25 protein-coding genes are annotated in these 25016 nt (G+C 66.9%); 15 read left to right on the top strand and 10 right to left on the bottom strand.

Annotation, left to right across the window (positions count from 1 at the left end):
- Positions 1-3: 3 nt before the first annotated feature.
- Together ACQR1F_RS05275 and ACQR1F_RS05270 are read left to right on the top strand one after the other, a co-directional pair.
- Entirely contained in the window at positions 4-648 is a 645-nt protein-coding gene (locus ACQR1F_RS05275; RefSeq protein WP_315712128.1) for a ThuA domain-containing protein, read from the top strand.
- The gene (locus ACQR1F_RS05270; protein WP_434912631.1) at positions 645-1694 is read left to right on the top strand and encodes a LacI family DNA-binding transcriptional regulator; all 1050 of its coding nucleotides are present in this window, start codon (positions 645-647) and stop codon (positions 1692-1694) included. The genes ACQR1F_RS05275 and ACQR1F_RS05270 overlap by 4 nt, the downstream gene beginning before the upstream one ends.
- Positions 1695-1701: 7 nt before the next feature.
- On the opposite strand, the gene ACQR1F_RS05265 is transcribed toward ACQR1F_RS05270, so the two are convergent.
- Together ACQR1F_RS05265 and ACQR1F_RS05260 are read right to left on the bottom strand one after the other, a co-directional pair.
- Positions 1702-2100, bottom strand: a complete 399-nt coding sequence (locus tag ACQR1F_RS05265) for an MAPEG family protein (RefSeq protein WP_315800112.1) — start codon at positions 2098-2100, stop codon at positions 1702-1704.
- A gap of 73 nt (positions 2101-2173) precedes the next feature.
- Positions 2174-3979 carry a PHA/PHB synthase family protein gene (locus ACQR1F_RS05260; RefSeq protein WP_434912630.1) on the bottom strand — a complete coding sequence of 602 codons (1806 nt, stop codon included), beginning with the start codon at positions 3977-3979 and terminating at the stop codon, positions 2174-2176.
- A 321-nt stretch (positions 3980-4300) separates the two neighbouring features.
- On the opposite strand from ACQR1F_RS05260, the gene ACQR1F_RS05255 reads away from it, so the two are divergent.
- The 5 genes from ACQR1F_RS05255 to ACQR1F_RS05235 all read left to right on the top strand — a co-directional run bounded on the left by ACQR1F_RS05255 (position 4301) and on the right by ACQR1F_RS05235 (position 9432).
- Positions 4301-4537, top strand: a complete 237-nt coding sequence (locus tag ACQR1F_RS05255) for a hypothetical protein (RefSeq protein WP_315800110.1) — start codon at positions 4301-4303, stop codon at positions 4535-4537.
- A 233-nt stretch (positions 4538-4770) separates the two neighbouring features.
- On the top strand, positions 4771-5991 hold the full coding sequence (locus tag ACQR1F_RS05250) for an LL-diaminopimelate aminotransferase (protein WP_315800109.1): 1221 nt from the start codon (positions 4771-4773) through the stop codon (positions 5989-5991).
- A 39-nt stretch (positions 5992-6030) separates the two neighbouring features.
- A complete protein-coding gene (locus tag ACQR1F_RS05245) occupies positions 6031-7350 on the top strand; it encodes a homoserine dehydrogenase (protein WP_315800108.1) in 1320 nt (439 codons plus the stop codon).
- Positions 7351-7554: 204 nt separating this feature from the next.
- Positions 7555-8556 (top strand): class II fructose-bisphosphatase, encoded by a 1002-nt coding sequence (glpX, locus tag ACQR1F_RS05240; protein WP_315712118.1) that lies wholly within the window; start codon positions 7555-7557, stop codon positions 8554-8556.
- A 156-nt stretch (positions 8557-8712) separates the two neighbouring features.
- Positions 8713-9432 (top strand): haloacid dehalogenase type II, encoded by a 720-nt coding sequence (locus tag ACQR1F_RS05235; RefSeq protein ID WP_315800107.1) that lies wholly within the window; start codon positions 8713-8715, stop codon positions 9430-9432.
- A gap of 10 nt (positions 9433-9442) precedes the next feature.
- On the opposite strand, the gene ACQR1F_RS05230 is transcribed toward ACQR1F_RS05235, so the two are convergent.
- Positions 9443-10531 (bottom strand): methyl-accepting chemotaxis protein, encoded by a 1089-nt coding sequence (locus tag ACQR1F_RS05230; RefSeq protein WP_434892156.1) that lies wholly within the window; start codon positions 10529-10531, stop codon positions 9443-9445.
- 308 nt (positions 10532-10839) lie between these two features.
- Here ACQR1F_RS05230 and recJ point away from each other — a divergent pair, with 308 nt between their 5' ends.
- Together recJ and ACQR1F_RS05220 are read left to right on the top strand one after the other, a co-directional pair.
- Positions 10840-12681, top strand: a complete 1842-nt coding sequence (gene recJ / locus ACQR1F_RS05225; protein WP_434907585.1) for a single-stranded-DNA-specific exonuclease RecJ — start codon at positions 10840-10842, stop codon at positions 12679-12681.
- Positions 12682-13567: 886 nt separating this feature from the next.
- A complete protein-coding gene (locus tag ACQR1F_RS05220; RefSeq protein ID WP_434872751.1) occupies positions 13568-13822 on the top strand; it encodes a hypothetical protein in 255 nt (84 codons plus the stop codon).
- Positions 13823-14003: 181 nt separating this feature from the next.
- Here ACQR1F_RS05220 and ACQR1F_RS05215 read toward each other — a convergent pair whose 3' ends face one another.
- A complete protein-coding gene (locus ACQR1F_RS05215) occupies positions 14004-14405 on the bottom strand; it encodes a hypothetical protein (RefSeq protein WP_316178893.1) in 402 nt (133 codons plus the stop codon).
- Positions 14406-14677: 272 nt separating this feature from the next.
- Here ACQR1F_RS05215 and ACQR1F_RS05210 point away from each other — a divergent pair, with 272 nt between their 5' ends.
- Positions 14678-15475, top strand: a complete 798-nt coding sequence (locus tag ACQR1F_RS05210) for an NYN domain-containing protein (RefSeq protein WP_434912629.1) — start codon at positions 14678-14680, stop codon at positions 15473-15475.
- A 229-nt stretch (positions 15476-15704) separates the two neighbouring features.
- On the opposite strand, the gene ACQR1F_RS05205 is transcribed toward ACQR1F_RS05210, so the two are convergent.
- Entirely contained in the window at positions 15705-16937 is a 1233-nt protein-coding gene (locus ACQR1F_RS05205) for a lytic murein transglycosylase (protein ID WP_434912628.1), read from the bottom strand.
- Positions 16938-16998: 61 nt separating this feature from the next.
- Positions 16999-17577, bottom strand: a complete 579-nt coding sequence (locus ACQR1F_RS05200; protein ID WP_316178888.1) for a MarR family winged helix-turn-helix transcriptional regulator — start codon at positions 17575-17577, stop codon at positions 16999-17001.
- A 53-nt stretch (positions 17578-17630) separates the two neighbouring features.
- Between ACQR1F_RS05200 and ACQR1F_RS05195 the strand changes: the two genes are divergently transcribed.
- Positions 17631-18101 (top strand): carboxymuconolactone decarboxylase family protein, encoded by a 471-nt coding sequence (locus tag ACQR1F_RS05195; protein ID WP_316178886.1) that lies wholly within the window; start codon positions 17631-17633, stop codon positions 18099-18101.
- Positions 18102-18160: 59 nt separating this feature from the next.
- Positions 18161-18343, top strand: a complete 183-nt coding sequence (locus ACQR1F_RS05190) for a hypothetical protein (protein ID WP_316178884.1) — start codon at positions 18161-18163, stop codon at positions 18341-18343.
- Between the two features lie 273 nt (positions 18344-18616).
- Here ACQR1F_RS05190 and ACQR1F_RS05185 read toward each other — a convergent pair whose 3' ends face one another.
- The 3 genes from ACQR1F_RS05185 to efp form a co-directional block, all read right to left on the bottom strand.
- Positions 18617-18877, bottom strand: a complete 261-nt coding sequence (locus ACQR1F_RS05185; RefSeq protein WP_315800095.1) for a hypothetical protein — start codon at positions 18875-18877, stop codon at positions 18617-18619.
- Positions 18878-18940: 63 nt separating this feature from the next.
- Complete coding sequence (locus ACQR1F_RS05180; RefSeq protein ID WP_434872755.1) at positions 18941-20560, bottom strand: M23 family peptidase; 1620 nt, start codon at positions 20558-20560, stop codon at positions 18941-18943.
- A gap of 39 nt (positions 20561-20599) precedes the next feature.
- Positions 20600-21166 (bottom strand): elongation factor P, encoded by a 567-nt coding sequence (gene efp, locus ACQR1F_RS05175; RefSeq protein WP_006614774.1) that lies wholly within the window; start codon positions 21164-21166, stop codon positions 20600-20602.
- A gap of 138 nt (positions 21167-21304) precedes the next feature.
- Here efp and epmA point away from each other — a divergent pair, with 138 nt between their 5' ends.
- The 3 genes from epmA to ACQR1F_RS05160 are packed head-to-tail and all read left to right on the top strand — an operon-like array spanning position 21305 to position 23739.
- Complete coding sequence (epmA, locus tag ACQR1F_RS05170) at positions 21305-22354, top strand: EF-P lysine aminoacylase EpmA (protein WP_434872756.1); 1050 nt, start codon at positions 21305-21307, stop codon at positions 22352-22354.
- Positions 22351-23445, top strand: a complete 1095-nt coding sequence (locus ACQR1F_RS05165; RefSeq protein WP_316178878.1) for a lysine-2,3-aminomutase-like protein — start codon at positions 22351-22353, stop codon at positions 23443-23445. Before epmA ends, ACQR1F_RS05165 begins: the two co-directional genes overlap by 4 nt.
- Positions 23446-23481: 36 nt before the next feature.
- Positions 23482-23739, top strand: coding sequence for a hypothetical protein (locus tag ACQR1F_RS05160; RefSeq protein ID WP_315800091.1), 258 nt, complete (start codon positions 23482-23484; stop codon positions 23737-23739).
- A 50-nt stretch (positions 23740-23789) separates the two neighbouring features.
- Here the strand turns inward: ACQR1F_RS05160 and ACQR1F_RS05155 are convergent, their stop codons facing one another.
- Positions 23790-24875: a 3-deoxy-7-phosphoheptulonate synthase gene (locus tag ACQR1F_RS05155; protein WP_315800090.1), complete on the bottom strand. Its 1086-nt coding sequence runs from the start codon at positions 24873-24875 to the stop codon at positions 23790-23792.
- Positions 24876-25016: the final 141 nt, after the last annotated feature.

Raw genomic sequence — 25016 nt, 5'->3', positions numbered from 1 at the left:
GACATGCGCAAGGCAATGATTGTGTGGGGCGGCTGGCCGGGACATGACCCCGATCTCTGTGCCTCGATGATCCGCGGCTGGCTCAAGGCGGAAGGCTTCGAGGTGCGGATCGAGACCACGACGGCTGCATTCGCAGATCCTGCGATCCACGATCTGTCGCTGATCATCCCGATCTACACGATGTCCAAGATCGAGAAGGCGGAAGCGCTCAATCTCTGCGCGGCGGTGCGCAGCGGCGTTGGGCTCGCCGGCCATCATGGCGGCATGTGCGATGCCTTCCGCGATTCGGTCGACTACCAGTTCCTGTGCGGCGGGCAATGGGTCGCCCATCCCGGCAATATCATCGACTACCGGGTCGACTTGACCCGGCCGGACGATCCCATCATGAAGGGCCTGACAAGTTTCGAGCACCGTTCCGAGCAGTATTACATGCACGTCGACCCGGCCAACGAGGTGTTGGCGACCACGACCTTCACCGGAGAGCACGCCCCGTGGATCGAGGGGGTGGTGATGCCGGTGGTCTGGAAGAAGCGCTACGGCGCGGGCAGGGTGTTCTATTCCTCGCTCGGCCACCGCGCTTACGAGCTCGACGTGCCGGAGATCCGGACGTTGATGACCCGCGGCATGTTATGGGCGGCGCGCGAGTGACGGCTGACGCGAACCCGTTGCCGGTCCGGGCCACGCTGGAGGACGTCGCGCGGACGGCGGGCGTGTCGCTCGCCACCGTCGACCGCGTCATCAACCGGCGCGAGGGCGTGCGTGCCAAGACCGTTGCCCGGGTGGAGGCCGCTGTTGCCAAGCTGGGTTATCGCGCCGACGTCGCCGCGGCACGGCTCGCGCGCGGCCAGAGCTTCCGCTTTGCCTTCGTGCTGCCGACCGGTGGCAACAGCTTCATGACCGTCCTGACCGAGCAGGTCCAGCGCACGGCGGAGTGGCTGGCCGGCCAGCGCGGCTTCATCGATATCCTCCACGTCGACGTGTTCGATCCTGACGTGCTGGCCGGTGCGCTGGAGAACCTGTCGCCGGCCTATCAGGGCGTTGCGGTCATCGCGCTCGATCACCCCAGAGTGCGCGCCGCGATCGACGAGCTCACCGCGCGCGGTGTCGCGGTGGTGACCCTGGTCTCGGACGCGCCCAGCTCGCGCCGCCTGCATTATGTCGGGATCGACAATCCGGCCGCGGGGCGAACCGCCGCCACCCTGATGGGACGCTATCTCGGCGGTCGCGAGGGAACGGTCGCGGTGATCGCGGGATCTCTGTCGCTGCGCGATCATGCCGAGCGGCAGTTCGGCTTCAACCAGATCCTCTCCAGCGAATATCCGAACCTGCGGGCGCTGCCCGTGATCGAGGGCCGCGACGACAGCGAGCGCACGCGGGAGCTGACCGCGGCGCTGCTCGCGCGCCATGCGGATCTGCTCGGCATCTATTGCTGCGGCGCCGGCAATCGCGGCATCGCCGATGCCCTGGAGGCCTCAGGGCGAGCTCGCGACGTGGTGTGGATCACGCATGAGCTGACCCAGCACACCAGGAGGTTCCTTGTCCGCGGCACGTGCGACGCCATCATCAACCAGGATCCCGGCCACGAGGCGCGCTCGGCGGCGCGCGTCCTGCTCGCGCACTGCTCGGGGGAGCCGATCAGTCCCGATCAGGAGCGCATCCGCATCGATATCTTCCTGCGGGACAATCTGCCCTAGCGGATCGCTAGAGCCAGCCGAAGATCGCGACCGCGAGCACAGCCTGTGCCGCGAAGCCGACCACGAACGCCAGCGTCCGGAACACCGGCAGGCCGATCGCGTAGACGATGACGTGAGCGACGCGCGACCAGAAATAGACGGCGCAGGCGAGCACGGTCCATTTGGTCGAGTAGTCGATCGCATTGAGGATCAGCACCAGAGGCGCGAAGATCACGAGGTTCTCGACCGCATTGTCGTGCGCGAACATCAGCCGCGTGGCCCACGGCGCGTGCGGCTTGTCGTTGCGGGAGGGATTGGCCATGGCGCCCGTGAGGCCGCGGACCTGGCAGCGGTTCAGGATGTAGGGAACCCACAGCAGGCCGGTCAGAATGACCGTGAGCGTCAGCCAGAACAGTTCGCGCGTCATCGAGATCCCCTCAACTGATTCCCGTCCCGTCCCGGCGGGACGGAGCGGTTATAGTCAATCGCGGCGGATCACGCTATGCGCGGACGCGGACATAGGAGCCCGGCGCATCCTCGAGCGGTGGATAGGCCTCGTTGCCGACGTCGCGTGCGGGAACTTCTTCCGGATCCAGCTGGCTCAGCCATTCGCGCCAGTCCGGCCACCACGAGCCCTTGTGCTCCTGCGCGCCCTTCATCCAGTCCTTCAGCGAGATGTCGTGGATCTGGTCATTGGTCCAGTACTGATACTTGCCGGAGGAGGGCGGGTTGACGACGCCGGCGATGTGGCCCGAGCCCGACAGCACGTATTTCACCGGACCGCCGAAGAATTGCGATCCGTACAGCACGGAGTCGGCCGGCGCGATGTGGTCCTCGCGGGTGGCGAGATTGTAGACCGGCACCTTCACCTTGGAGAGGTCGAGCAGCGTGTTGTCGAGCACCATGGTGCCCTGCGTCAGCCGGTTCTCCAGATAGCAGTTGCGCAGATAGTAGGAATGGTTCGCCGCCGACATCCGCGTGGCGTCCGAATTCCAGTGCAGCAGGTCAAACGCCTGCGGCGCCTGGCCCTTCAGGTAATTGTTGACGACGTAGGACCAGATCAGGTCGTTCGAGCGCAGCATGTTGAAGGCCATCGCCATCTTGCTGCCTTCGAGCACGCCCGAGGCCTGCATGTCGCGTTCCAGCGCCGAGATCTGGGTCTCGTCGACGAACACCAGGAGATCGCCGGCATGGGTGAAGTCGACCTGTGCGGCCAGGAAGGTCGCGGAGGTCACGCGCTGGCGGCGCTTGTCGGCGAGCCAGGCCAGCGTCGTCGCCAGCATGGTGCCGCCGACGCAATAGCCCATCGTGTGCACCTTCATCTCGCCCGTCACCTTCTCGATGACGTCCATCGCGGTGAGCGGACCTTCCTTCATGTAGTCCTCCCAGGTCTTGGTCCCGAGCTTCTTGTCGGGATTGACCCAGGAGATCACGAACACCGTGAGGCCCTGATCGACGCACCATTTGATGAAGGATTTCTCGGGGCGCAGATCGAGGATGTAGAACTTGTTGATCCAGGGCGGCACGATCAGCAGCGGCGTGCGCAGCACGTTCTCCGTCGACGGCGCGTACTGGATCAGTTGCATCATGTCGTTCTGGAAGATGACCTTGCCCGGCGTCGTCGCCATGTTGACGCCGACCTCGAGATTGGCCGGGTCGGACTGGCGAATCTTGAGCGAGCCCTTGCCGGCCTCGATGTCCTCCGCGAGCATCTGCATGCCACGCACCAGGTTATCGCCGCTCGACGCCACCGTCTGCCGCAGCACCTCAGGATTGGTCAGAACGAAATTCGAGGGCGCCAGCGCATTGGTGATCTGGTTGACGTAGAACTCGGCCTTCTTGCGCGTGTGCGGATCGAGGCCTTCGGCATTGTGGACGAGGTCCTGCGCCCATTGCGTCGTCAGCAGATAGGCCTGCATCACGAAATCGAAGAACTGGCTCGACTTCCATTCCGGATCGGCGAAGCGCTTGTCGCGCGGCGAGGGCGAAATGGCCGGGGGCGCGTCTTCGCCGGCGAGACGGCGCGCGGCCGAGCCCCACAAATCGAGATAGCCCTTGGCGATCTTGGTCTGGACGTCGCTGGCGCGATCCTTGTCCGACAGCCAGTAGTCGGCGACCGCGGTGAAGGATTTGACGACCTCGGTCAATTCGGTCGGTGGCCGGTCCTGAACCTCGCCGGTCTCGCGCGGCTTCAGATAGGCGGACAGCGCCTTGCCGCTGCTTTCCATGGCCTTCGCGATGTTCATCGCGAACGCTTCCGCATCGAATGTTTTTTCTGGATTGCTGCTGTTCTGAACGTCGGTCATGGCTCGATCACACTATCGCGTCGGGATCGTTTCGTCACCGCGCGAGATCAATAATCCGCGAGTTTGCGGCAAATTCGATTTCTGATTGTTGCGCTGCGAAAAAATCTCTCGCTTCCGACATCATGATCACGTAGCTGGATGAAATTCCTGTTCAAGCCGGTCACGTTTCGAGTGACAATTGGTTGTGCTGCGGCAAAATGCGCCGCGCTGCGGTCGGGCCGGGGACCGTCGACTGGAAGTTGGGGGCTGAGGGACGTGCGCGTGGGGACGCAGGGGCGAGGTTGGAGGTCGGGACGGCGCGCCCTTGTTGCGGGACTCGTCGTGTTCGGCGCGCTCGCGCTTGCCGGGTGCTCCAGTCCAATCGCGGACATGCCTTCGCTCGACGCGGATGCCGTCGCCCGACCCAAGGAGCCGGGTGGGTATCTGCCCGTCAACGACGTGCCGCGCGACCGCGATGCGCCGATCATCTCGCCGCAGGAGCGCGACAAGATCGAAAAGGAGCTGCTCGCGGCGCGCGACCGCCAGGCTTCGGCGGGTACCAGCGTCAGGCCCAAATGACCGGCCCGGGACAAAGGCTGGGCGATCGGCCGCGTGGCGCGGCGTAATTGTCTGGCGCGGCGCGGCGGCCATGATAAAACAACCGGAATCAACACCTCCGCGTGTCGTTGCCAGCCAAGCCGCGAGCCCGTGCTAAACTCCTGATCCAGCACCGGTTTCAAGGCATGGCGAACGCCGCCGCAGCGCCAGCCCTGCTGGCGAATCCGCCCCCGGTTGCCGGAGCCGAGAGACCCATGGAAGATTTTTACCGCATCCGCCGTTTGCCGCCTTACGTGTTCGAGCAGGTCAACCGGGCCAAGGCGGCCGCGCGGAATGCCGGGGCCGACATCATCGATCTCGGCATGGGCAATCCGGATCTCCCGGCGCCGCCGCACGTGCTGGAGAAGCTCAAGGAGACCCTGGGCAAGCCGCGGACCGACCGCTATTCGGCCTCGCGCGGCATCGTCGGACTGCGCCGGGCGCAGGCCGGCTATTACGACCGCCGTTTCGGGGTGAAACTCAATCCCGACACTCAGATCGTGGCGACCTTGGGCTCGAAGGAAGGTTTTGCCAACGTCGCGCAGGCGATCACCGCACCGGGCGATGTCATCCTCTGCCCGAATCCGAGCTATCCGATTCACGCCTTCGGTTTCCTGATGGCGGGCGGCGTGATCCGCTCGGTGCCGTCCGAGCCGACCCCGCAATTCTTCGAGGCGGCCGAGCGCGCGATCATCCATTCCATTCCGAAGCCGCTGGCGCTGATCGTCTGCTATCCGAGCAACCCGACCGCCTATGTCGCGAGCCTCGACTTCTATCGCGACCTCGTCGCATTCGCGAAGAAGCACGAGATCCTGATCCTCTCGGACCTCGCTTATGCCGAGGTGTATTTCGACGACAAGAACCCGCCGCCGTCGGTGCTGCAGGTGCCCGGCGCGATGGATGTCGCCGTCGAATTCACCTCGATGTCCAAGACCTATTCGATGGCCGGCTGGCGCATGGGCTTTGCCGTCGGCAACGAGCGCATCATCGCGGCGCTCGCGCGCGTCAAATCGTACCTCGACTACGGCGCGTTCACGCCGGTCCAGGTGGCGGCCACCGCTGCGCTCAACGGCCCCGACGACTGCATCCGCGAGATGCGCGACGTCTATCGCAAGCGCCGCGACACGCTGGTCGAGTCGTTCGGCCGGGCCGGCTGGGAGATCCCGTCGCCCGAGGCCTCGATGTTCGCCTGGGCGCCGCTGCCGGAGAAGTTCAAGAGCCTCGGCAGCATGCAGTTCGCGACGCTCATGGTCGAGAAGTCCGGCGTCGCGGTGTCGCCGGGCGTCGGCTTCGGCGAGCATGGCGAGGGCTATGTCCGCATCGCGATGGTCGAGAACGAGCAGCGCATTCGGCAGGCCGCGCGCGGTGTCCGCCGCTTCCTTGAAAGCGGGATCGAAACGTTGCACAACGTCGTTCCCATCGCCAACCGGCGCTGAGCCCTCCCGTACTTTCCTTTCGACAGGTTCTTTGATTCCATGGTCGCACCCCTGAGAGTGGGCATCGCGGGCCTCGGCACCGTGGGTGTCGAGGTCGTTCGTCTCATCGAGCGTCAGGCGCGCGTGCTGACCGAGCGGACGGGGCGCCCGGTCAAGGTTGTCGCCGTGACGGCGCGGTCGAAGGCCAAGAAGCGCGGCATCGATCTGTCCGGCATCACCTGGGCCAAGGATGCGCTGGCGCTTGCCTCGGATCCGGAGGTCGATTGCCTGGTCGAGCTGATGGGCGGCGCCGGCGATCCTGCGCTGTCGGCGATCGACACCGCGCTGAAGGCCGGCAAGTCGGTGGTGACCGCCAACAAGGCGCTGATCGCAAAGCACGGTCTGAAGCTCGCCAAGGCGGCCGAGAAGCATGGCGGCGCGCTGAATTTCGAGGCGGCCGTCTGCGCCGCCATTCCGGTGATCAAGACCCTGCGCGAGGGTCTCGCCGGCACCGGCATCAGCCGCGTCTATGGCATCCTCAACGGCACCTGCAACTACATCCTGACCCGGATGGAGCAGGAAGGGCTGTCGTTCGACGAGTGCCTGAAGGACGCCCAGCGCCTCGGCTATGCCGAGGCCGATCCGTCGTTCGACATTCATGGCCACGACACCGCGCAGAAGCTCGCGATCCTCGCGAGCCTCGCCTTCGGCACCCAGGTGGCGGAGAAATCCATCTATGTGGAAGGCATCTCCTCGATCGCCCCGGAGGACCTGAAGGCGGCGGCCGAGCTCGGCTACCGCGTCAAGCTGCTCGGCGTCGCCGTGCGGACCGCCAAGGGCATCGAGCAGCGGGTGCATCCGACGATGGTGCCGAAATCCTCCTCGATCGCCCAGGTGATGGGCGTCACCAACGCGGTCACGATCGACGGCGACGGTATCCCGCCGATCACGCTGGTCGGTCCGGGAGCAGGGGGCGCCGCGACGGCCTCCGCGGTCGTGGCCGATATCGCCGATGTCGCGCGCGGCATCCGCGCCGCGCCGTTCGGCCGCCCGGTCGAGAAGCTGCAGGCGACCGAGAAGGCGCCGATGGAGCGGCACGAGGGTGGCTATTACATCCGCCTGATGGCGCGTGACCATGCCGGCACCGCCGCCACCATCGCCACCCGGCTGGCCGAGCAGAAGATCTCGATCGAATCGATCGTGCAGCGCCATCCCAACGGCAGCGAGCCGGCGAAGACGGCCGGCAAGTCGGCGCCGGTGCCGGTCATCCTGATCACCTATGCGACACACGAGGATGCCGTGCATCGCGCGCTCCAGGCGGTGCAGCGCGACAAGGTCATCAGCGGCAAGCCCCAGGTCATCCGGATCGAGAAGAACTAGCGCATGATGCCCAGGGAACCGCTTGTCCCTGCTCAAACAAACGCGTGGCGTTTGGTATAGGTTCATGCTCAAAGCGGGAGAGTAGACAGGCGGGGAGCGGCCGTTCGTGCCGACCGCCTGACCCGGATGCCGCCCAGGGGGGCGGCGTGCGAGCGGTAGATTTTGATGGCGGATGTCCGCCTTGACGTCTTGAGGAGTTGATCGATGTCGACGCAGATTTCTGTCCCGCAACAATTGCTGCTCGAGCGCATCCTGACGCTGGAGCTGGTGCGCGTGACCGAACGGGCGGCGGTGTCGGCGGCGCGGCTGCGCGGCCACGGCCAGGAGAAGCCGGCCGACCAGGCGGCCGTGGATGCGATGCGCCGCGAGCTCAACAAGCTGCCGATCGAAGGCACGGTCGTGATCGGCGAGGGCGAGCGCGACGAAGCGCCGATGCTCTACATCGGCGAGAAGGTCGGCCTCAATGCCGGCCCCAAGGTCGACATCGCGGTCGATCCGCTCGAGGGGACGACCTTGTGCGCCAAGAACATGCCGGGCGCGATCGCAACCATGGCGATGGCCGATGGCGGCACCTTGCTGCACGCCCCCGACGTGTACATGCAGAAGATCGCGGTCGGCCCCGGCTACGCCAAGGGTGTCGTCGACATCGACGCGACGCCGGCCGACAACGTGCGCCGGCTCGCCAAGGCCAAGGGCGTCGAGCCCGGCGCGATCACGGTGCTGGTGCTCGACCGTCCGCGCCACGCCGACATCATCCAGGGCGTCCGCTCGACCGGCGCCGCGGTGCGCCTGATCACCGACGGCGACGTCGCCGGCGTGATCCACTGCGCCGACCCGGACAATACCGGCGTCGACATGTATCTCGGCACCGGCGGCGCGCCTGAGGGCGTGCTGGCCGCAGTGGCGCTGCGCTGCATCGGCGGCCAGATGCAGTGCCGCCTGATCCTCGACACCGAGGAGAAGCGCGAGCGCGCCCACAAGATGGGCGTTGGTGATCCCAAGATGATCTACGGCATCGAGGACATGGCCCGCGGCGACTGCCTGTTCGCGGCGACCGGCGTCACCACCGGCTCGCTGCTCTCCGGCGTCAAGTTCCGCAAGGACGGCGTCATCGAGACCGAGACCGTCGTGATGCGCTCGGTCACTGGCACGGTGCGCTACATCCGCGCCGAGCACCGCCAGTTGGCGAAGTTCCACCTCGACTAATCCAACCCTGTCATTCCGGGGCACGCGACTTGTCCGCCGAAGCTCGTAGAGCGAAGGCGGAAGCGTGAACCCGGAATCCCGAGCGCGCAGATCGAGATTCCGGGTCTGCGCGCTTCGCAGGCATCCCGGAATGACGAAGTCGGGGAGCGATTCAGCATGTCCGATCTGTCCATGGTCAAGGCGCTGGTGTTCGACGTGTTCGGCACCGTCGTCGACTGGCGCACCAGCCTGATCAACGACTTCACCGCGTGGTCGAAGACCCGCGGCATCCAGGGCGACTGGACCGCGCTGGTCGATGGCTGGCGCGGGCTCTATGTCGGCTCGATGGACGAGGTCCGCAAGCACCCCGAGCGCGGCTACGTCATCCTCGACGTCCTGCATCGCCGTTCGCTGGAGACGCTGGTCGCCAAGCTCGGCATCACCGGGCTCACCGAAGCCGATCTCGATCATCTCACCCGCGGCTGGCACCGGCTGCATCCGTGGGCCGACAGTGTCGCCGGCCTGACCCGGCTGAAGTCCAAATACATCATCGCGCCGCTCTCCAACGGCAACGTCGCGCTGCTCACCAACATGGCGAAGTTCGCAGGCCTCCCGTGGGACCTGATCCTCTCCGCCGAGCTGTTCGCGCACTACAAGCCCGACCCCGAGACCTATCTCGGCGCCGCGCGTCTGCTGGGTCTTGCGCCCGGCGAGGTGATGATGGTCGCCGCGCACAACAACGATCTCGAGGCGGCACAACGTTACGGCCTGAAGACCGCCTTCGTCGCCCGTCCCACTGAATACGGCCCGCTGCAGAGCCGCGACTTCGACGCCACCGGGGCCTGGGACATCGTTGCCGATGATTTCAACGGCATCGCCGACCGCTTGGGCTGCTGATCCTCCCGCCTCACGCGCCCGACACGATCACGCCGTACCAGCCGAGCCCCTTGTAGGTCTCGTAGCCGGGCGTGGCGTGGAACGCGACCAATCGTCCGGACGCATCCTGATAGAAGCCGCTGCGCTTGCCATCGAGCTTCAGCGACACCCGCTCGCTGAGAATGCCCTGGCCATCCGAGGACGCGATCACGCGATGGCTGGAATCCACCAGCAGTGCGCGCGCCCTGTCGCTCTCGCTGACGCGCACGCCCTGGACGATCGCGCGCGCCTGGGCTTCCCAGTCGAAATGAATGGCGAGCACGCCGAGCGGCTTGCCATGCGCCTTGCCATCCTCGCGCACGGAGGCGCAATAGGTCGCGACCTGGGCGTTGCCGAGCAGCGGCTGGCACTCAACGTCGCCGGCGACGTAGTCGTCGCCCGAGCGCAATCCACGCGCCTCGCGAAACCATTTGGTCTCGGCGACGCTCTGGCCGACGACGTTGAAGCGGTCGGCGCGGCCGTTGGCGATCACCTTGCCGCTGGGATCGCACAGCCACAAATCGAGATAGACCGTGTAGGCCGAGAGAATCACCGCGAGCCGTTCGGAGACATGGGCGACGCGCGCCGCGTCCGGAGCGGCGGCGCAATCGACCACGGCGGAGTCGGTCGCCCACCAGCGCACGTCGCAGGTCCGCTCATAGAGATTGCGGTCGATCAGCTCGATCGCATTCAGCGCCAGATCGACCATGCGCTCGCCGCGGGCCCGTTCGGTCATGCGCTCGATCGAGCTCTTGAGATTGCCGGTGCGCGTCGTGAGCTGGCCTTCGAGCTCGCGCGCGATGGTCTCGACCAATTGGCCGACGGCGCGGACCTCCTGGGCCACCACGGCGAAGCCCGCGCCCTGCGCGCCCACCCGCGAGCTCTCGATCAGCGCGTTCAAGGCCAGCATCTTCATCTGGTTGGTGATCTGCTGGATCGACTTGGTCTTCTCGCAGGCGATCTGATTGACCTCGCCGGTGAGCCGCGCGATCAGCGCCGAGACGTCGGTCTCGTCGTCCTTGGGAGTCGTTTGCGACGGAGCGGCGGAGGAAAGCGTCTTCAACTCGGGCGCGGTCAGCATCGGCAATCAACTCCATGTTGCCGCGCCTCCTCGTCGGCACGAAGAGGGCGAACAAATCGGACGAAATAATTGATTGAAATGTTACGGAATTCGCCTAACGGCTGTTTAATGCACTCCATTGAACGCAGCTCTAATTTTAGGCAACCGGGCGTATATATCAGCAGCCCTCTCATTTCCTGTGAGTTCCGTGGTTCTCCGGCACAAATCCGGTGGGCTCCAGCGAAGGAACCTGCTGATGGATGCCAGTTGCTGTAGATTCGAGGGGTCCGTTTTCGAATCGCTGCGCTGCAAGCGAGGCCCTGCGCATCATGGCACCATCCGCCCTTGCACTGCCCCTGAGCGCTCCGCAGGCGTTCCTCGGCGTGCGGCTGTCGCTGACCAACAAATTGTGGCGCGACCGGCTGGACGCGCGCGGTGCGGCGCGGGCCCTGGCGATGGTGCAACGCTATCAGTTGCCGGAGATGCTGGCGCGCGTCCTCGCCGGCCGCGACGTCGAGCTCGACGCGGTCAACGACTTCCTCGATCCGACCATCCGCAAGCTGATGCCGGACCCGTTCACGGTGACGCAGATGGAAGCGGCGGCGCAGCGCATTGCCGACGCCGCGGTGAGGGGCGAGAAGGTCGCGATCTTCGGCGACTACGATGTCGACGGCGCGACCTCGGCGGCGCTGCTCGCCTGGCATCTGCGCCATTGCGGGCTCGATCCGCTGATCCACATTCCCGACCGCATCTTCGAAGGCTACGGCCCGAACGTCGACGCCATCCGGGCGCTGGTGAACAAGGGCGCGACCTTGCTCGTCACGGTCGATTGCGGCACCACCAGCCTCGAGCCGCTGGCGGAAGCGCGGCGGCTCGGCATGTCCGTGGTGGTGATCGATCACCATCAATGCGGCGACGAGCTGCCGGAGGTCGAGGCGCTGGTCAATCCAAACCGGCCCGACGACCTCTCCGGCCTCGGCTATCTCGCCGCGGTCGGGCTGACCCTGGTGACGCTGGTTGCCGTCAATCGCGAGCTGCGCGGCCGCGGCTTCTGGAGCAGCACGCGCCCGGAGCCGGATCTGCTGTCCATGTTGCATCACGTTGCGCTCGGCACCGTCGCCGACGTCGCGCCGCTGATCGCGCTCAACCGCGCCTTCGTCGCCAAGGGCCTGATCGCGATGCGCCGGCGCGACCATGTCGGTCACACCGCGCTGATGGATGTCGCCCGTCTCAACGGCCCGCCCGAAGCCTGGCATCTCGGCTTCATGCTGGGGCCGCGCATCAATGCGGGCGGGCGCATCGGCCGCGCCGATCTCGGCGTGCGGCTGCTGTTGGAGAGCGACGTCTCGGAAGCCGCGCGCATCGCCGCCGAGCTCGACCGCCTCAACAGCGAGCGCCGCGTCATCGAGCAGCAGGCCGAAGCGCAGGCCGAGGCCGAGGCGCTGGCCTCGCTCGGCTTTGAGGACAAGGGCGCGGTGATCGTGACCGCGTCGGAAGGCTGGCATCCCGGCGTGGTCGGGCTGGTCGCCTCGCGGCTGAAGGAAAAGTTTGCCCGGCCGGCGTTTGCGATCGCGCTCGAGCCGGGCGGCATCGGCACCGGATCGGGCCGTTCGATCCCCGGCGTCGATTTGGGCAAGGCGGTGCGGCATGCGGTGGAGCAGGGCATCCTGATGAAGGGCGGCGGGCACGCGATGGCCGCCGGCGTCACCTTGCGCAAGGAGCGGCTGGCGGAATTCCGCGCCTATCTGGAAAGTGCGCTGGCGGCCGACGTCGCCGACGCGCGGCACGTCAATGAGATCCTGATCGACGGCGCCATCAGCGCGCGCGCCGCAACGCCCGAGCTGGTGGCGACGCTCAATCGTGCAGGTCCGTTCGGCAGCGGCAATCCCGAGCCGATCGTGGCGCTGCCGTCGCATCAGCTGGTTTATGCCGACGAGGTCGGGCAGGCGCATCTCAAGCTGCGCTTCAAATCCGGCGACGGCGCTACCGTGAATGCGATCGCATTCCGCTCGGTCGGCCAGAAGCTCGGCAACGCCCTGGTTCAGCATCGGGGCCAGATCCTGCACGTCGCCGGCACCCTCACCGTCGACCGCTACCAGGGTATCGAGCGCGTGCAGCTGCGCGTGCTGGATGTGGCCGTGCCGGACCATGGGCCGGCGATGATCAGGTAGCGGTTCCACATTCGGCGTCGTCCCGGACAAGCTTCGACGACGCGCGCGTCGGCGAAGCGCCGATCCGGGACCCATCCGTCGCAGCAGTTGTTGTGAGAACGAAATGCTCACGCTGTTCGTGCCTCACCTTGCTCCCTGTGGGTATGGGTCCCGGCGCGGAGGCTGGGGCGACGACAGCGGGGGATGACGCGGCTGTCGTGCCTCTCATGAATTCGCGTGTCTTTGCATCCCGCCGCGCATTCGCGCCCGAGTGATGCATCGTCAAAGACCCTCTTGATGGGAGAGGGCGCAGGGAATGCCGGGCGAAGGCCTCACCCATGGCCCGCCTGCAAACAAAAAGCAGGCGGCAGTCACCACAGGTAGGCCGATCAACCGGCATTCCCTGCGCGATGGTTTTCACGCTTATACGCGATCTCCCCGGTGTCCGGCTTGTTAGCCACCGTCGCCCTCAGGGCTCATCATCACCCGACGACTTGGCGCCAGCTTCGGGGCGCCAGGACCACGCGATTTCACGTCCGCAACCTGCCGTTCGTCCGCGCGCATGGAGCACGCTGCGACACGATCGCGGCCACCGCATCCCGCCCTCCACGTTCATGACGATCGCGAAGCGCCCCTCTCATGAGGACGAGACCCGGATGTTATTTCCGATTTTCGGAATAAAAGCAAGCGGAAAGTTGGCTCCCGAGAGCTGAAGGAAGCAGGCGGCTGATTGTCCTGCGGAATGGGTTCGATTGGCGCAGCGATGCCGGCATGGCGCCACGTGATTGGAGAACTGAGGCCCCCGGGGCAGCGCGCTTTGGCGAACGTCGAGGACGCGCACGCGCGAGGCGGTTGCACGCTCTTGACCGGCTCGGCAAGGTGCGCAGGCGGCTGAGGGGGGGGCTAGATGAATCGCGTATCGTTCAAGGGCGTCGTGATCGGAAACATCGTCGACATTCTGTCGACGAACCTTGCCATCTTTCCCGTGACGATCCTCGTCTTCATCGTGTCGGGATCGGCCGCGGCGGAGCTCGCGGCCTCCGATCCGCGCGCACTGATGGCGAGCAATCTCTTCAAGGCGTTGTCGTTCACGTTCGGAGCCCTCAGCTCCGTGTTGGGCGCTACGTGTCCGGGCGGCTTGCCAAGCACGACGACATCTTGAACGGAGCTCTCTCGTCGATCCTGTGCATGGGGTTCGGCGCGTACGCGATGTTTGGCGGCCGTGGCAGGCTTGGGACGCAGCTGGCCCTCATCGCCTTGAGCCCGGTGCTGGCGCTGTTGGCGGATATCTCAGCATGCGCCACACGAAGCCGCAGTGACAGCCGGCGGGCCGCGCCGGAAGCTCAGCGCCAGGATGGCTTCGGGAGTTGATCGGGATTGAATTTCGGCGTTGGCCGGGGAGCTGGGGGAGGCTCGGCGTCGTCGGACGCCGAGAACAGCAGAAGCGCCTCGAACGGCACGTCGGGAGCTTCCGCGGCATAGCCGGAGCAGGTGACGGGCGTGCCTCGGCAGCACCCTTCGAGGCTGAGCGTCAGCTCGTCCGGGCCGAACAGCGACGGCTGTCCCGGGGCATGGCGCTTGGTCTTGATGATGGCGGTGAAACGATCGCCATGGGCCTCGTAGCTGCCGGCATAGCTCAGCACTGTATCGCCGCCGCAGATCCTGCCACCGACCAGCTCGACGATGCCCGTTCCCTGGCCCTTGGGGGTCCTGAACCAGGCTGAATAGGTGCCTTCTTTCATCATCTGCCGTAGATCCCACCGTTGGGTCGCGCGCATCGTTGTGCGACGCAAATTAAGGGAAGGTGAAAACGATCGTCAGAACAGGCCGGGAACCCGGAATTTGTTCGTGTACGAATGGTGGGGAGCGCTGCAGACCGTCTCCGCTCGCTACGCCCCTGGGGCCGTGCCAGGTCGCGCATCCCGTGGCCGTGTCGTTCGTCTCAAGAAAATCATCCGGCTGGATGCCGGCCCGCGTATAAGGGAATGAGAACAGGGCCTACCTTGAGGACTATCCGATGCCGTCTGAACCTCGCTCGCCGCGTCTTGCCGTTCTGATCGATGCCGACAATGCGTCGGCGAAGATCGCGGACGGGCTGTTCGAGGAGATCGCCAAGATCGGCGAGGCGAGCGTGCGCCGGATCTATGGCGACTTCTCCAGCCCGCGCTCGAAGCCGTGGGCCGATACGCTGGCGCGTCACGCGATCGTGCCGCAGCAGCAGTTCGCCTATACGACCGGCAAGAACGCCTCCGACATCACGCTGGTGATCGACGCGATGGACCTGCTGCACAGCGGACGGTTCGACGGCTTCTGCCTGGTGTCGTCGGACAGCGACTTCACCCGGCTCGCCGCGCGCATCCGCGAGCAGGGCACCGACGTGTTCGGCTTCGGCGAGCAGAAGACGCCGGAGAGCTTTCGGCAGGCCTGCCGCAGGTTCATCTACACGGAGAATTTGCGCAGCGACGCTGCGAGCAGCAAGGATGCGGACAGCGCTGCGGCGCCGAAGTCGCTGCTGCCGATCAGCGCGGCGACGCCGATGATCAGGAAGGTCATCACGCAGATGGAGAGCGAGGACGGCTGGGTCGCGCTCGGCGAGGTCGGCAAGCAGCTCTCCAACCTGGTCTCCGACTTCGATCCGCGCACCTATGGCTGTCGCAAGCTCAGCGATCTCGTTCGCAAGACCGGCGCCTTCGAGATCGAGGAGCAGGCCAAGGGCGGCGGCTCGGTGCGCATCCGGGTGAAGGCTGCCAGCGCGTCGCAGCCCAAGGCGCGGGCGTCGAGGTCCGGCCACCGCGAGGCGGCCGCCAAATCGTGATCGCTTCGGCGCGAGGCTCGCGATGACCGGAGCGTTGCGCTACTCGCCATGACGGCGAACTCGTAGGGTGGCCGAAGCAGCCGCCGAAGGAGGCCGCGTGCCCACCGTCGGGCCGCGTGCTCAACCGCGGGATGGTGGGCACGGCGCCACCGCGATTTCGATCGTTGAGAGAGCACGGCAGCGCCTTTGCCCACTCTACTTGTTGGTCACACGGCAGCGACCGTACCGCTCAACCGCCCTGTCTGAGCTTCGCCAGCACCTTCAGCCCGCCATAGCCGTCGGCCGGCGTGAGGCCTGCCTTGGCCTGGAAGTCGCGGATCGCCTTCATGGTGTCGTTGCCGACGCGGCCATCGGTGCCGCCGGTGTCGAAGCCGGCGGCGGTCAGGCGCTTCTGCATCTCCTGCACCTCGGCCAAGGTCAGCGCGCGCTCCGAGCCGGGGAAGGGCTGCAGGAAGGGCGGGGCGCCCAGAATGCGGTCGCCGAGATGGCAGATCGCGAGCGCGTAGCTCATGGCCGGATTGTAGGACTTCACCGAGTAGAAGTTCGGGCCGAGCAGGAAGGCGGGGCCGCCCGCGACCGGAATCCAGAGCTGCGCTGACGCATTGGGCTGCGGGAACGGCTGGCCGTCGGCGCGGGTGACGCCGGCCGCCTGCCACGCCGCATAGCTGCGGCTGCCAGACATGTTGCCGGGCGCGCGCACCTCGTAGCCCCAGTGCTCGCCGCGGTGATATTTGCCGCGGTTGACGAGATAGCGCGCGGTCGAGCCGAGCGCGTCGTCGGGGCGGCCGAAGGGGTTGATCTTGCCATCGCCGTCATAGTCGAAGCCGACATTGAGCCAGACCTCAGGCATCCATTGCGTGTGACCCATGGCGCCGGCCCAGGAGCCGCGCATCTCCTCCGGCGTGCTCCAGCCGCGGTCGACGATTTTCAGCGCATTGGTGAGCTCGGTCTCCCAATAGGCCTTGCGGCGCGGCTCGTTCCAGGCGAGCGCGGCGAGCGCCGGAAACACCGGGCGCATGTGGTTCTGCTGCACCAGTGGATCGCCGAACGCGGATTCGACGCCCCACAGCGCGAGAAGCGTGCCGCGCTCGACGCCAAAATCCTTCTCGATGCGCACGAACAGCGCCTCGTTCTTCTGCAGCGCGATCTTGCCGTTGATGACGCGCCAGTCGGAGACGCGGCGGTTGATGTACTGCCAGAGCTGCTCCTTGAACTCGGGCTGGTTGCGCATCTCCTTGAACACGGTCATGTCCGGCTCGAGCCGTGCCATGACCCGCGTCCAGGTCGCCTGCGAGATGCCCTTGGCGAGCGCGCGGTTGCGGAAGCCGTCGCGCCACGCCTCGAACTCGGCCGGCGCCGCGGACGCCGGCAGGGCCGGGACGAGCAGCGCGGCGGCGCCGAGGCCGGAGCGGAGCAGGGCGCGGCGGGTCATCGGATCGGGTCGTGAATCGGACTGGGTCATGGCCGCCAGTCTACCCGGTCAGGGCGGTGCGCGGCAAAGCCTTGGCAGCGCCGGGAACCCGCTAGGCGCCGTGGAGATCGGCGGCGATGTGCGCGAGCCAGCGCCGGATGGTCGCGAGCTCACTCCGTTTCAAGCCGCGGGCAAGCCTGCGTTCGATGGCAGTCGCCTGTCGGCGCGCCGTAGCGAGCAGCGCGAGGCCACGGCGCGTCAGGCTCCATTGCAGCATCCGGCCATGGACCGGATGCGGCGTCCGCCGGACGGCGCCGTCCCGCTCCAGATTGCCGATGATGACGTTGACGGTCTGCGGCGTCAGCAGCGCGACGCGGGCGCAGTCGGCGCCGGACAGGCCGGGATAGGCCTTGAGCATCGTCAGCACCACGAATTGCGGATGGGTCAGGCCGGTGGCGACGAGCGCGCGGTCGAGCGAGAGCCGCGCCGCGGCCTGCGCCTGGCGCAGCAGATAGGCGAGGTGGCCGTCCTCGCCGCGCTTGCCCTCGCCGGGCGATGGCGGACGGGCCGCCGTCTTGGGCTGACTCTTGGGTTGAGACTTGGGTTGCGTCTTGGATTGCGATTTGGGCCGACGCGCGGGGCCGGCCTTTCGCGAGGCTCGCGAGTTCGTCAACGCCGGTGCCTTGCGCATGTCATCAGAGCCCTGATAAGTTGTCAGAGATCTGATAACATGAGAGACGGATAATGTCACATGCGCGCAGCGAATACACCGCGTTCCGGAGCCAGGCGCCGGAGCTGTACGAGGCCATCCTGGCGGTGAGCCAGCAGGCGGCCAAGGCCGGCCTCGACAAGCAGTTGCTCGAGCTCGTCAAGATCAGGGCGTCGCAGATCAATGGCTGCGCATTCTGCGTGCAGCATCACGTGCTGCTGGCCGAGAAGCTCGGCGTCTCCGCCGACAAGATCAACCTGGTCGTCGTGTGGCGCGAGGCGCCGCAATTCTCGGCCCGCGAGCGCGCGGCGCTGGCGTTCACCGAGGCGCTGACCACGCTGCACGGCGGCGTCAGCGACGAGGTCTACGCCCAGGCGCGGGCCGAATTTTCCGAAACGGAGCTGGTGTTCCTGACGTCGGCGATCGGCGTGATCAATCTCTGGAATCGCTATGGCGTCGCGTTCCGTTGGACGCCGGCGGAGCGGCCGGCACGGGCGCCGTCCTGAGCTGCCTGGAACCGCAGCGGGGCCGGGCGGGTTATGCGTGCAACTCGGAGGAGGCGCGCATGACCGGGACGGACGAACCGCTCAAGCCGGAGGATTTCCCGCTGGAAGCCGATAAGCAGCGCGTGCAGCGCCAGGACGGCAAGCCGATCGCCACGACGAAGAACGAGGCGATGGCGCACGAGATCGCCGAGCGTCTCAATGCCGAGGAGCAACGCCGCGAAGAGGACAAGTGGTCGGCGTGACCGACGACAACGAGCTCATGAGTTGCCTTGCGAGACGGCGAGCCGCGCGATGTGAACGATGATCTCGCGGCTTGCGCCATGCACCTCGCCGGGAGAGGTCGGATCGAGGGTGACAGGTCTACCACTCATACTTCCCGTGCGGCTGCCCCTCACGCCAACCCTCTCCCCTTAAGAACAGGGCGAGGGAGCACACCGGTGATGGCGGGCAAGCTTGTGTCTCTCTGAGAGCCGCGGGAGACAGATACCGGCTGCAAGCTAATAAGTATGTCGCGCTCAGAACGGATTGGCCGGCTGCGCGCGCTTGGGGCCTTCCGGCTTGGGCTCGACCGCGAGGCTAGGGTCGGTCGGCATCACGCGCGCGCCGGCAGCGCGGGCGACCTGGCCGGTGGTCGAATGACGCGCTTCGTCGGCCGACTTGATCTCGGGCGGATGCCAGCGGTCGCGCACCAGCATCGTCAGCGCGCCGACACAGACCAGCGCAATCGCCGCTGAAACGAGCGCCGGGCCGGCTCTGCGATGTGGGTTGGCTGTCACCGTCTGCGATCCTCCGCGCAGACAACCCGGAACGGTGGGCCGCGGTTCCAGCCGCGCCCGCGATCAGTTCCGGTCGCGCCCGGCGGCAGCATCGGCCGCAGGTCCGGGCGGCGAGGGTCCGAGCGCGCCGGTGGTCAACGGCGGCTGCGACGCGGTGATCTCCTCCAGCCCGACCTCGCGGCCGCGGCCGCCGATCAGGCGCTCATAGGCCGCGATCAGCGTCATGTAGGGATTGACCCAGATCCAGCCATCGCGCGTGAACAGCTGGACGTCGAAATGCAGATGGCGCGTGGTGCCGTTGGGATGGTCGAGATAGTTCGAGACCACGCCGATGGGCTCGCCCTCGCGCAAGCGCCGGCCGTTGAGCAGGCCGTCGGCATCCATCGCCGAAGGATTCATGTGCATGTAGCGGAAGCGGATGTGCTCGGTGCCGCTGTTGACCTGCACCGTCACGGCCTGCTGCCGGGTCGAGCGGATCACGACGCCGTCGCGCGCGGCGAGCACGCGCTGCCGCCACGGATTGCAGCCCTCGGCGCCGTCGCGCCGCACCGGGCAGGCCCCCGGCCTGAGATCCTGGCCCTGATGGCCGAAGCCGCTGGCGCACTGGCCGACGTTGAAGCTGCGCGCCTCGCAGAAATTGTCGCGCCAGGGATACTGGCTCCACGGCTGGTCGAATTTGTCGCTCGCGCGCCGGCGGCCGAACGACTGCGAGTGCACATAGGCCGGCGCATCCAGGGGATAGCGGATCTGCGAATAGACGGTGCGGTCGGCCCGCCCGCTCCGGCCGCGTCCGCCGCTGTTGGCGACGATGTCGCCAACAGGCCGATAGGTGAAATCGGCATCGAACGTGACCGGACGCTCGGCTGTGAGCGGCGCGATCTCCGGCGGGATGCGCGACGGCTGCCCGCCGGCGATGCGCAGCGCCCTCAGGAATCGTTCGGCGATGGGATAGGCCTCGCGGCAGGCCAGCCGCCGCGGCCGCGGCGCGCTGTCGAGGCACTGGATCGAAACCACATAGGGCACGCCAAAGCGGGTGAAGGCGTAGCGGACATAGCCCTCGCGGATGAAGCGGCGCAGATCCGGATATTGCGCTGACAGCGCCTTGACGGCTTCGCCTCTGCCGCCGGCGGGGTCGGCGACCTCGTAGGTGAGGAGTGAGCCGGTGATCTGGATCTCGACCGGCTTGGCGAAGACGCGCGACGGCAGGCCGGAGGTCACCTCCGGCGGCAGCGAGAACACGGCGTCGTAGCCGGATAGGCCGGCATCGAACAGGTCGGTGTGGAAGTCGGCCTGATAGCGCGGCAGGTCGGGTGCCGCGATGGCGGCGCTGCGGCGCGCCACAAGATAGGACGTGGTGTCGAACGGCAGCAAAACGGGGACCGGACTGCGTCCGATCCCCGTGAAGATGGTCGAGGTCACGCCGTTGAGCTGGACCAGCGCGGGCCTGCGCCGCGGATCGTCGGCCGAAACACCGCTGCGGCGCGCGGACAGAGCGAAGCCGGCGGCGACCTCGGGCGCCGCGTTGAGCTCGGAGCGGAGCTGATCCAGCGCCGCGCGCCAGTCGGCGCGGTTGATGGTGAGGGCTGGCGGCGCGAAGTCATCGGCCGCGCGCGTCGTGGAGAACGCGGCCAGCGTGATGATCGCCGCCAGGGCGGCGATGAGCGTGATGACCCGTGCCCCCAAATTCCCCCACGCCCCCCGGCGTCAGATCCTCGCGATGCCTCAGTCCTTGGCGCGCTCGCAGTAGGAGCCGTCCTCGGTCATGACGACGATGCGGGTGCCGACCGTGATATGCGCCGGCACGCCGGTGCGGACGCCGTTGGAGAGCACCGCCGGCTTGTAGGACGACGACGCGGTCTGGCCCTTGGTGACCGGCTCGGTCTCGACGACCTCGAGCGTGACCCGCTGTGGCAGCGTGATTGCCACCGGGACCACGTCGTGCATCGACAGCTTGACCGTCATGTTCTCCTGGAGATAGGCGGCCTGGTTGCCGACCACGTCCTTCGGCACCTGGACCTGGTCGTAGGTCTCCGGGTTCATGAAGTGGAAGCCGTCGGCATCCTCGTAGAGGAACGTGAAGTTGCGCTCCTCGATCGTCGCCTTCTCGACCTGGTCGGTGGTCTTGAAGCGCTCCGAGATCTTCACGCCATCGCTGATTCGGCGCATTTCGATCTGGCTGACCGGGGTGCCCTTGCCGGGATGGATGTTCTCGGCGGTCACGACGACATAGAGCTTTCCATCTTGCTCAATGACGTTACCCTTGCGAATAGAGCTGGCGATGACTTTCAAAGCTGTTTTCCTGACACTGAAAAGGGGGCGCCGGACCAAGCCGGGGCGCCACGCGACGCGGAATGCGGTTTCGGGCGGCAACATACTGATTTTGTCCGGGGTTGCCAGTCTTTTGCGGCCTGAACGGGCGACCCCCTGATGTCCCGGGAGCCCGCGCCTTCGCCGTGGTGGTCGCCGCAGCGGCACGCCGATGTCAGGCCGTTCCTGCTCGCCCGGGCCGCGATCACCCGGGCGTTGCGGGCCTGGTTCGACGAGCAGGGCTTTACCGAGGTCGAGACCGGCATCCTGCAGGTCTCGCCGGGCAACGAGACCCATCTGCACGCACCACGCACCGACCTGACGGAGCCGGATGGAACCCGCTACCGGCGGTTTTTTCGAACCTCACCGGAATTCGCCTGCAAGAAGCTGCTGGCGGCCGGTGAGCAGCGGATCTTCGAGTTCGCCAGGGTGTTCCGCGACCGCGAGCGCGGTGATCTGCATCTGCCGGAATTCACCATGCTGGAATGGTATCGGGCGGAGGCGCCCTACGACGCGATCATGGCCGACACGGTCGTGGTGATCGCCCACGCCGCCCAGACCACCGGAATCCGGCAGTTCGCGTTCCGTGGCCGCACCGCCGATCCCTTCGCCGAGCCCGAGCTGCTGACGGTTGCCGGCGCGTTCGCGCGCCATGCCGGGATCGACCTGCTCGCGACCATCCGCGACGGCGCGGGCGACCGTGCGGCGCTGGCCGAGGCCGCCGCCGGCAAGATCCGGATCAGCGACGACGACACCTGGTCGGACCTGTTCAGCAAGGTGCTGGTCGAGCATGTCGAGCCGCATCTCGGGCAGGGTCGGCTCACCGTGCTCTATGAATATCCGGCGCCGGAGGCCGCGCTGGCACGGGTGGCCGCCGACCCCCGCGTCGCCGAGCGGTTCGAGGTCTATGCCTGCGGCGTCGAGCTCGCCAATGGCTTTGGCGAGCTCACCGACGCCGCCGAGCAGCGCCGCCGCTTCGAGCAGGAGATGGCCGAGAAGGAGCGCCGCTATGGCGAGCGCTATCCGCTCGACGACGACTTCCTCGCCGCCGTGACCGAGATGCCGCAGGCGAGCGGCGTTGCGCTCGGCTTCGACCGCCTGGTGATGCTGGCGGCCGGCGCCATCAGGATCGACCAGGTGGTGTGGACGCCGCCGGCAGGTGAGCGATGAACAGGATCGAACGTCCGACGACATTGCGCAGCGCCGAGGATCTCGTCGCGCAGGGACTGGCCGACCCGGCGGAGCAGCCGGCGCTGGCGCGCGTGGCGCAGCGCTACGCCGTGGCGGTGACGACGCATCTCGCCGACCTGATCGACGCCGACGATCCCAACGATCCGATCGCGCGCCAGTTCGTGCCCAGCCCGGACGAGCTGACGGCCGCGCCCGGCGAGCGCGGCGATCCGATCGGGGACGATTCGCATGCCCCGGTGCCCGGCGTCGTGCACCGCTATCCCGATCGGGTGCTGCTCAAGCTGGTGCATGTCTGCGCGGTCTATTGCCGCTTCTGCTTCCGCCGCGAGATGGTCGGGCCCGGCAAGGACAATGCGCTGTCGGAGGAGGCCTATCGCGGCGCGCTCGACTACATCCGCGGCCATCGCGAGATCTGGGAGGTGATCCTCACCGGCGGCGATCCGCTGATGCTGTCACCGCGGCGGCTGAAGGAGATAATGGCCGATCTCGCCGGCATCGAGCACGTCAGGATCATCCGTATCCACACGCGTTTGCCGGTCGCCGATCCCCAGCGCATCACGCCAGCGCTGGTCGACGCGCTGAAGGTGCCGGGCGCAACGACCTGGGTCGCGCTGCACGCCAACCATCCGCGCGAGCTCAGTCCTCCGGTTCAGGCGGCCTGCGCGCGGCTGATCGATGCCGGCATTCCCATGGTCAGCCAGTCGGTGCTGCTGCGCGGCGTCAATGATGACGCGGCGACCCTGGAGGCGCTGATGCGCGCCTTCGTGGAGACCCGCATCAAGCCGTATTACCTGCACCATGGCGACCTCGCGCCGGGCACGGCGCATCTGCGGACCACGCTGGCGCAAGGTCAGGCCCTGATTCGAACGCTGCGCGGCCGGGTGTCCGGCCTGTGCCAGCCCGACTACGTGCTCGACATTCCCGGCGGCTACGGCAAGGCGCCGGTGGGGCCGCAATACCTCACTGCCGATGAAACTGTTGAGCAGGATCATGTGGCAGCTGCGCAAACGCGCTATCGTGTGATTGACTATTGCGGTGAGGCGCACCTCTATCCGCCCGCCGCGGGATGAAGTGTCCTGCTGATTCCGCTGACACGGAGGAGCAACATGAAGAGACTTGCGATCGCGATGGGGCTCCTGATGGCCGCGACTGACGGCATCGCGCTGGCGCAGAGCGGCAGCGGCTCCTCCGCCGGCACCGGATCGAAGAGCGGCATGCCGCCGCAGGCGCCGATCGGCCATCGCCAGGTGCGTCCCAGCGACCTGCCGAAGGCCGAGCAGACCGAAGACAATTCGATGAGCGGCATGACCAAGGAAGACCGCGACCTCGATCGCAAGATCAAGGGCATCTGCCGCGGCTGCTGAGCCCGACCAGCGGCGCGCCCGACGCGCGCCGCCTTATTGGTTCGTGAGTGTTACGCCGAGCGCTCGCGTGGGGAGTTGCGAAGCGCCGCACGCCGGGCGGCGACGGCTTCGGCGAGCTGCTCCAGCACCTCCACCGTCGTGTCCCAGCCGATACAGCCGTCGGTGATGCTCTGGCCGTAGGTCAGCGGCACGCCCGGCTTGACGTCCTGCCGTCCGGCGACGAGATGGCTCTCGATCATCACGCCCATGATGCGCTGCTCGCCTGCGGCGAGCTGGCGGCCGACGTCGGCGGCGACCAGCGGCTGGTTCTCCGGCTTCTTGCTCGAATTGGCGTGGCTGGTGTCGATCATCAGGCGCGCCGGCAGTCCGGACTTGATCAGCTCGGCCGCGGCCTGCTCGACATGGGCGGCGTCGTAATTGGGGCCGCTGCCGCCGCGCAGGATGATGTGGCAGTCCTCGTTGCCCGTGGTCGCCGCGATGCCCGAGCGGCCGCCTTTGGTCACCGCCATGAAATGATGCGGATGGGCGGCCGACTTCACCGCATCCGCGGCGATGCGGATGTTGCCGTCGGTGCCGTTCTTGAAGCCGACCGGGCACGACAGGCCCGAGGCCAGCTCGCGGTGGATCTGGCTCTCGGTGGTGCGCGCGCCGATCGCCGCCCAGGCGACGAGGTCGGCGATGTATTGCGGGGTCGTCATGTCGAGGAATTCGCATCCCGCCGGCAGGCCGAGATTGTTGACGGCAGACAGCACGCTGCGCGCGAGCCGCAGGCCCTTGTTGATGTCGAAGGAATTGTCGAGGCCGGGATCGTTGATCAGGCCTTTCCAGCCGACGGTCGTGCGCGGCTTCTCGAAATAGACCCGCATCACGATCTCCAGGCGGTCGGCGAGGCGCTCGCGCAGGGCAGCGAGGCGGCCGGCGTAGTCGATCGCGGCGGCGGGATCGTGGATGGAGCAGGGGCCGACGATGACCAGCAGGCGGTCGTCGCTGCCGGTCAGGATGGCGTGGATCGCATTGCGCGCGGCCATCACCACACGGGTGGCAGTGAGGGTGCGGGGGATTTCACCCATCACCTCCGCCGGCAGGCTCAATTCCTTGATTTCCTTGATACGAAGATCGTCTGTGGTGCTCAGCACGGCGGGCTCCTGGGTCTCTTGGGTGGGCACCTGCCGGCAATAAAAAAGCCGCCAGGTCTGGCGGCTCGTTCGGATATCTTGCTGCAATGTGTCAGATTGAGCGCGATCCTCCCGCCGCCAGCGAGCTGTCGTAGCTAAAGT

This window comes from Bradyrhizobium sp. HKCCYLS3013 (genome assembly GCF_051167615.1).
Classification (GTDB): Bacteria; Pseudomonadota; Alphaproteobacteria; order Rhizobiales; family Xanthobacteraceae; genus Bradyrhizobium.
Note: the sequence above shows the minus strand (reverse complement) of the source record. Positions and strands in the feature narration are given on the sequence as shown.

Coding starts and splice junctions, on each gene's coding strand:
- ACQR1F_RS05220 (WP_434872751.1), top strand. CDS start 13,568: ATGAATCGCGTATCGTTCAAGGGCGTCGTGATCGGAAACATCGTCGAC.
- ACQR1F_RS05160 (WP_315800091.1), top strand. CDS start 23,482: ATGAAGAGACTTGCGATCGCGATGGGGCTCCTGATGGCCGCGACTGAC.
- ACQR1F_RS05245 (WP_315800108.1), top strand. CDS start 6,031: ATGGTCGCACCCCTGAGAGTGGGCATCGCGGGCCTCGGCACCGTGGGT.
- ACQR1F_RS05260 (WP_434912630.1), bottom strand. CDS start 3,979: ATGACCGACGTTCAGAACAGCAGCAATCCAGAAAAAACATTCGATGCG.
- ACQR1F_RS05215 (WP_316178893.1), bottom strand. CDS start 14,405: ATGATGAAAGAAGGCACCTATTCAGCCTGGTTCAGGACCCCCAAGGGC.
- ACQR1F_RS05165 (WP_316178878.1), top strand. CDS start 22,351: ATGAACAGGATCGAACGTCCGACGACATTGCGCAGCGCCGAGGATCTC.
- ACQR1F_RS05190 (WP_316178884.1), top strand. CDS start 18,161: ATGACCGGGACGGACGAACCGCTCAAGCCGGAGGATTTCCCGCTGGAA.
- ACQR1F_RS05210 (WP_434912629.1), top strand. CDS start 14,678: ATGCCGTCTGAACCTCGCTCGCCGCGTCTTGCCGTTCTGATCGATGCC.
- epmA (WP_434872756.1), top strand. CDS start 21,305: ATGTCCCGGGAGCCCGCGCCTTCGCCGTGGTGGTCGCCGCAGCGGCAC.
- ACQR1F_RS05195 (WP_316178886.1), top strand. CDS start 17,631: ATGTCACATGCGCGCAGCGAATACACCGCGTTCCGGAGCCAGGCGCCG.
- ACQR1F_RS05205 (WP_434912628.1), bottom strand. CDS start 16,937: ATGACCCAGTCCGATTCACGACCCGATCCGATGACCCGCCGCGCCCTG.
- recJ (WP_434907585.1), top strand. CDS start 10,840: ATGGCACCATCCGCCCTTGCACTGCCCCTGAGCGCTCCGCAGGCGTTC.
- ACQR1F_RS05200 (WP_316178888.1), bottom strand. CDS start 17,577: ATGCGCAAGGCACCGGCGTTGACGAACTCGCGAGCCTCGCGAAAGGCC.
- ACQR1F_RS05265 (WP_315800112.1), bottom strand. CDS start 2,100: ATGACGCGCGAACTGTTCTGGCTGACGCTCACGGTCATTCTGACCGGC.
- ACQR1F_RS05250 (WP_315800109.1), top strand. CDS start 4,771: ATGGAAGATTTTTACCGCATCCGCCGTTTGCCGCCTTACGTGTTCGAG.
- ACQR1F_RS05275 (WP_315712128.1), top strand. CDS start 4: ATGCGCAAGGCAATGATTGTGTGGGGCGGCTGGCCGGGACATGACCCC.
- glpX (WP_315712118.1), top strand. CDS start 7,555: ATGTCGACGCAGATTTCTGTCCCGCAACAATTGCTGCTCGAGCGCATC.
- ACQR1F_RS05230 (WP_434892156.1), bottom strand. CDS start 10,531: ATGCTGACCGCGCCCGAGTTGAAGACGCTTTCCTCCGCCGCTCCGTCG.
- ACQR1F_RS05235 (WP_315800107.1), top strand. CDS start 8,713: ATGTCCGATCTGTCCATGGTCAAGGCGCTGGTGTTCGACGTGTTCGGC.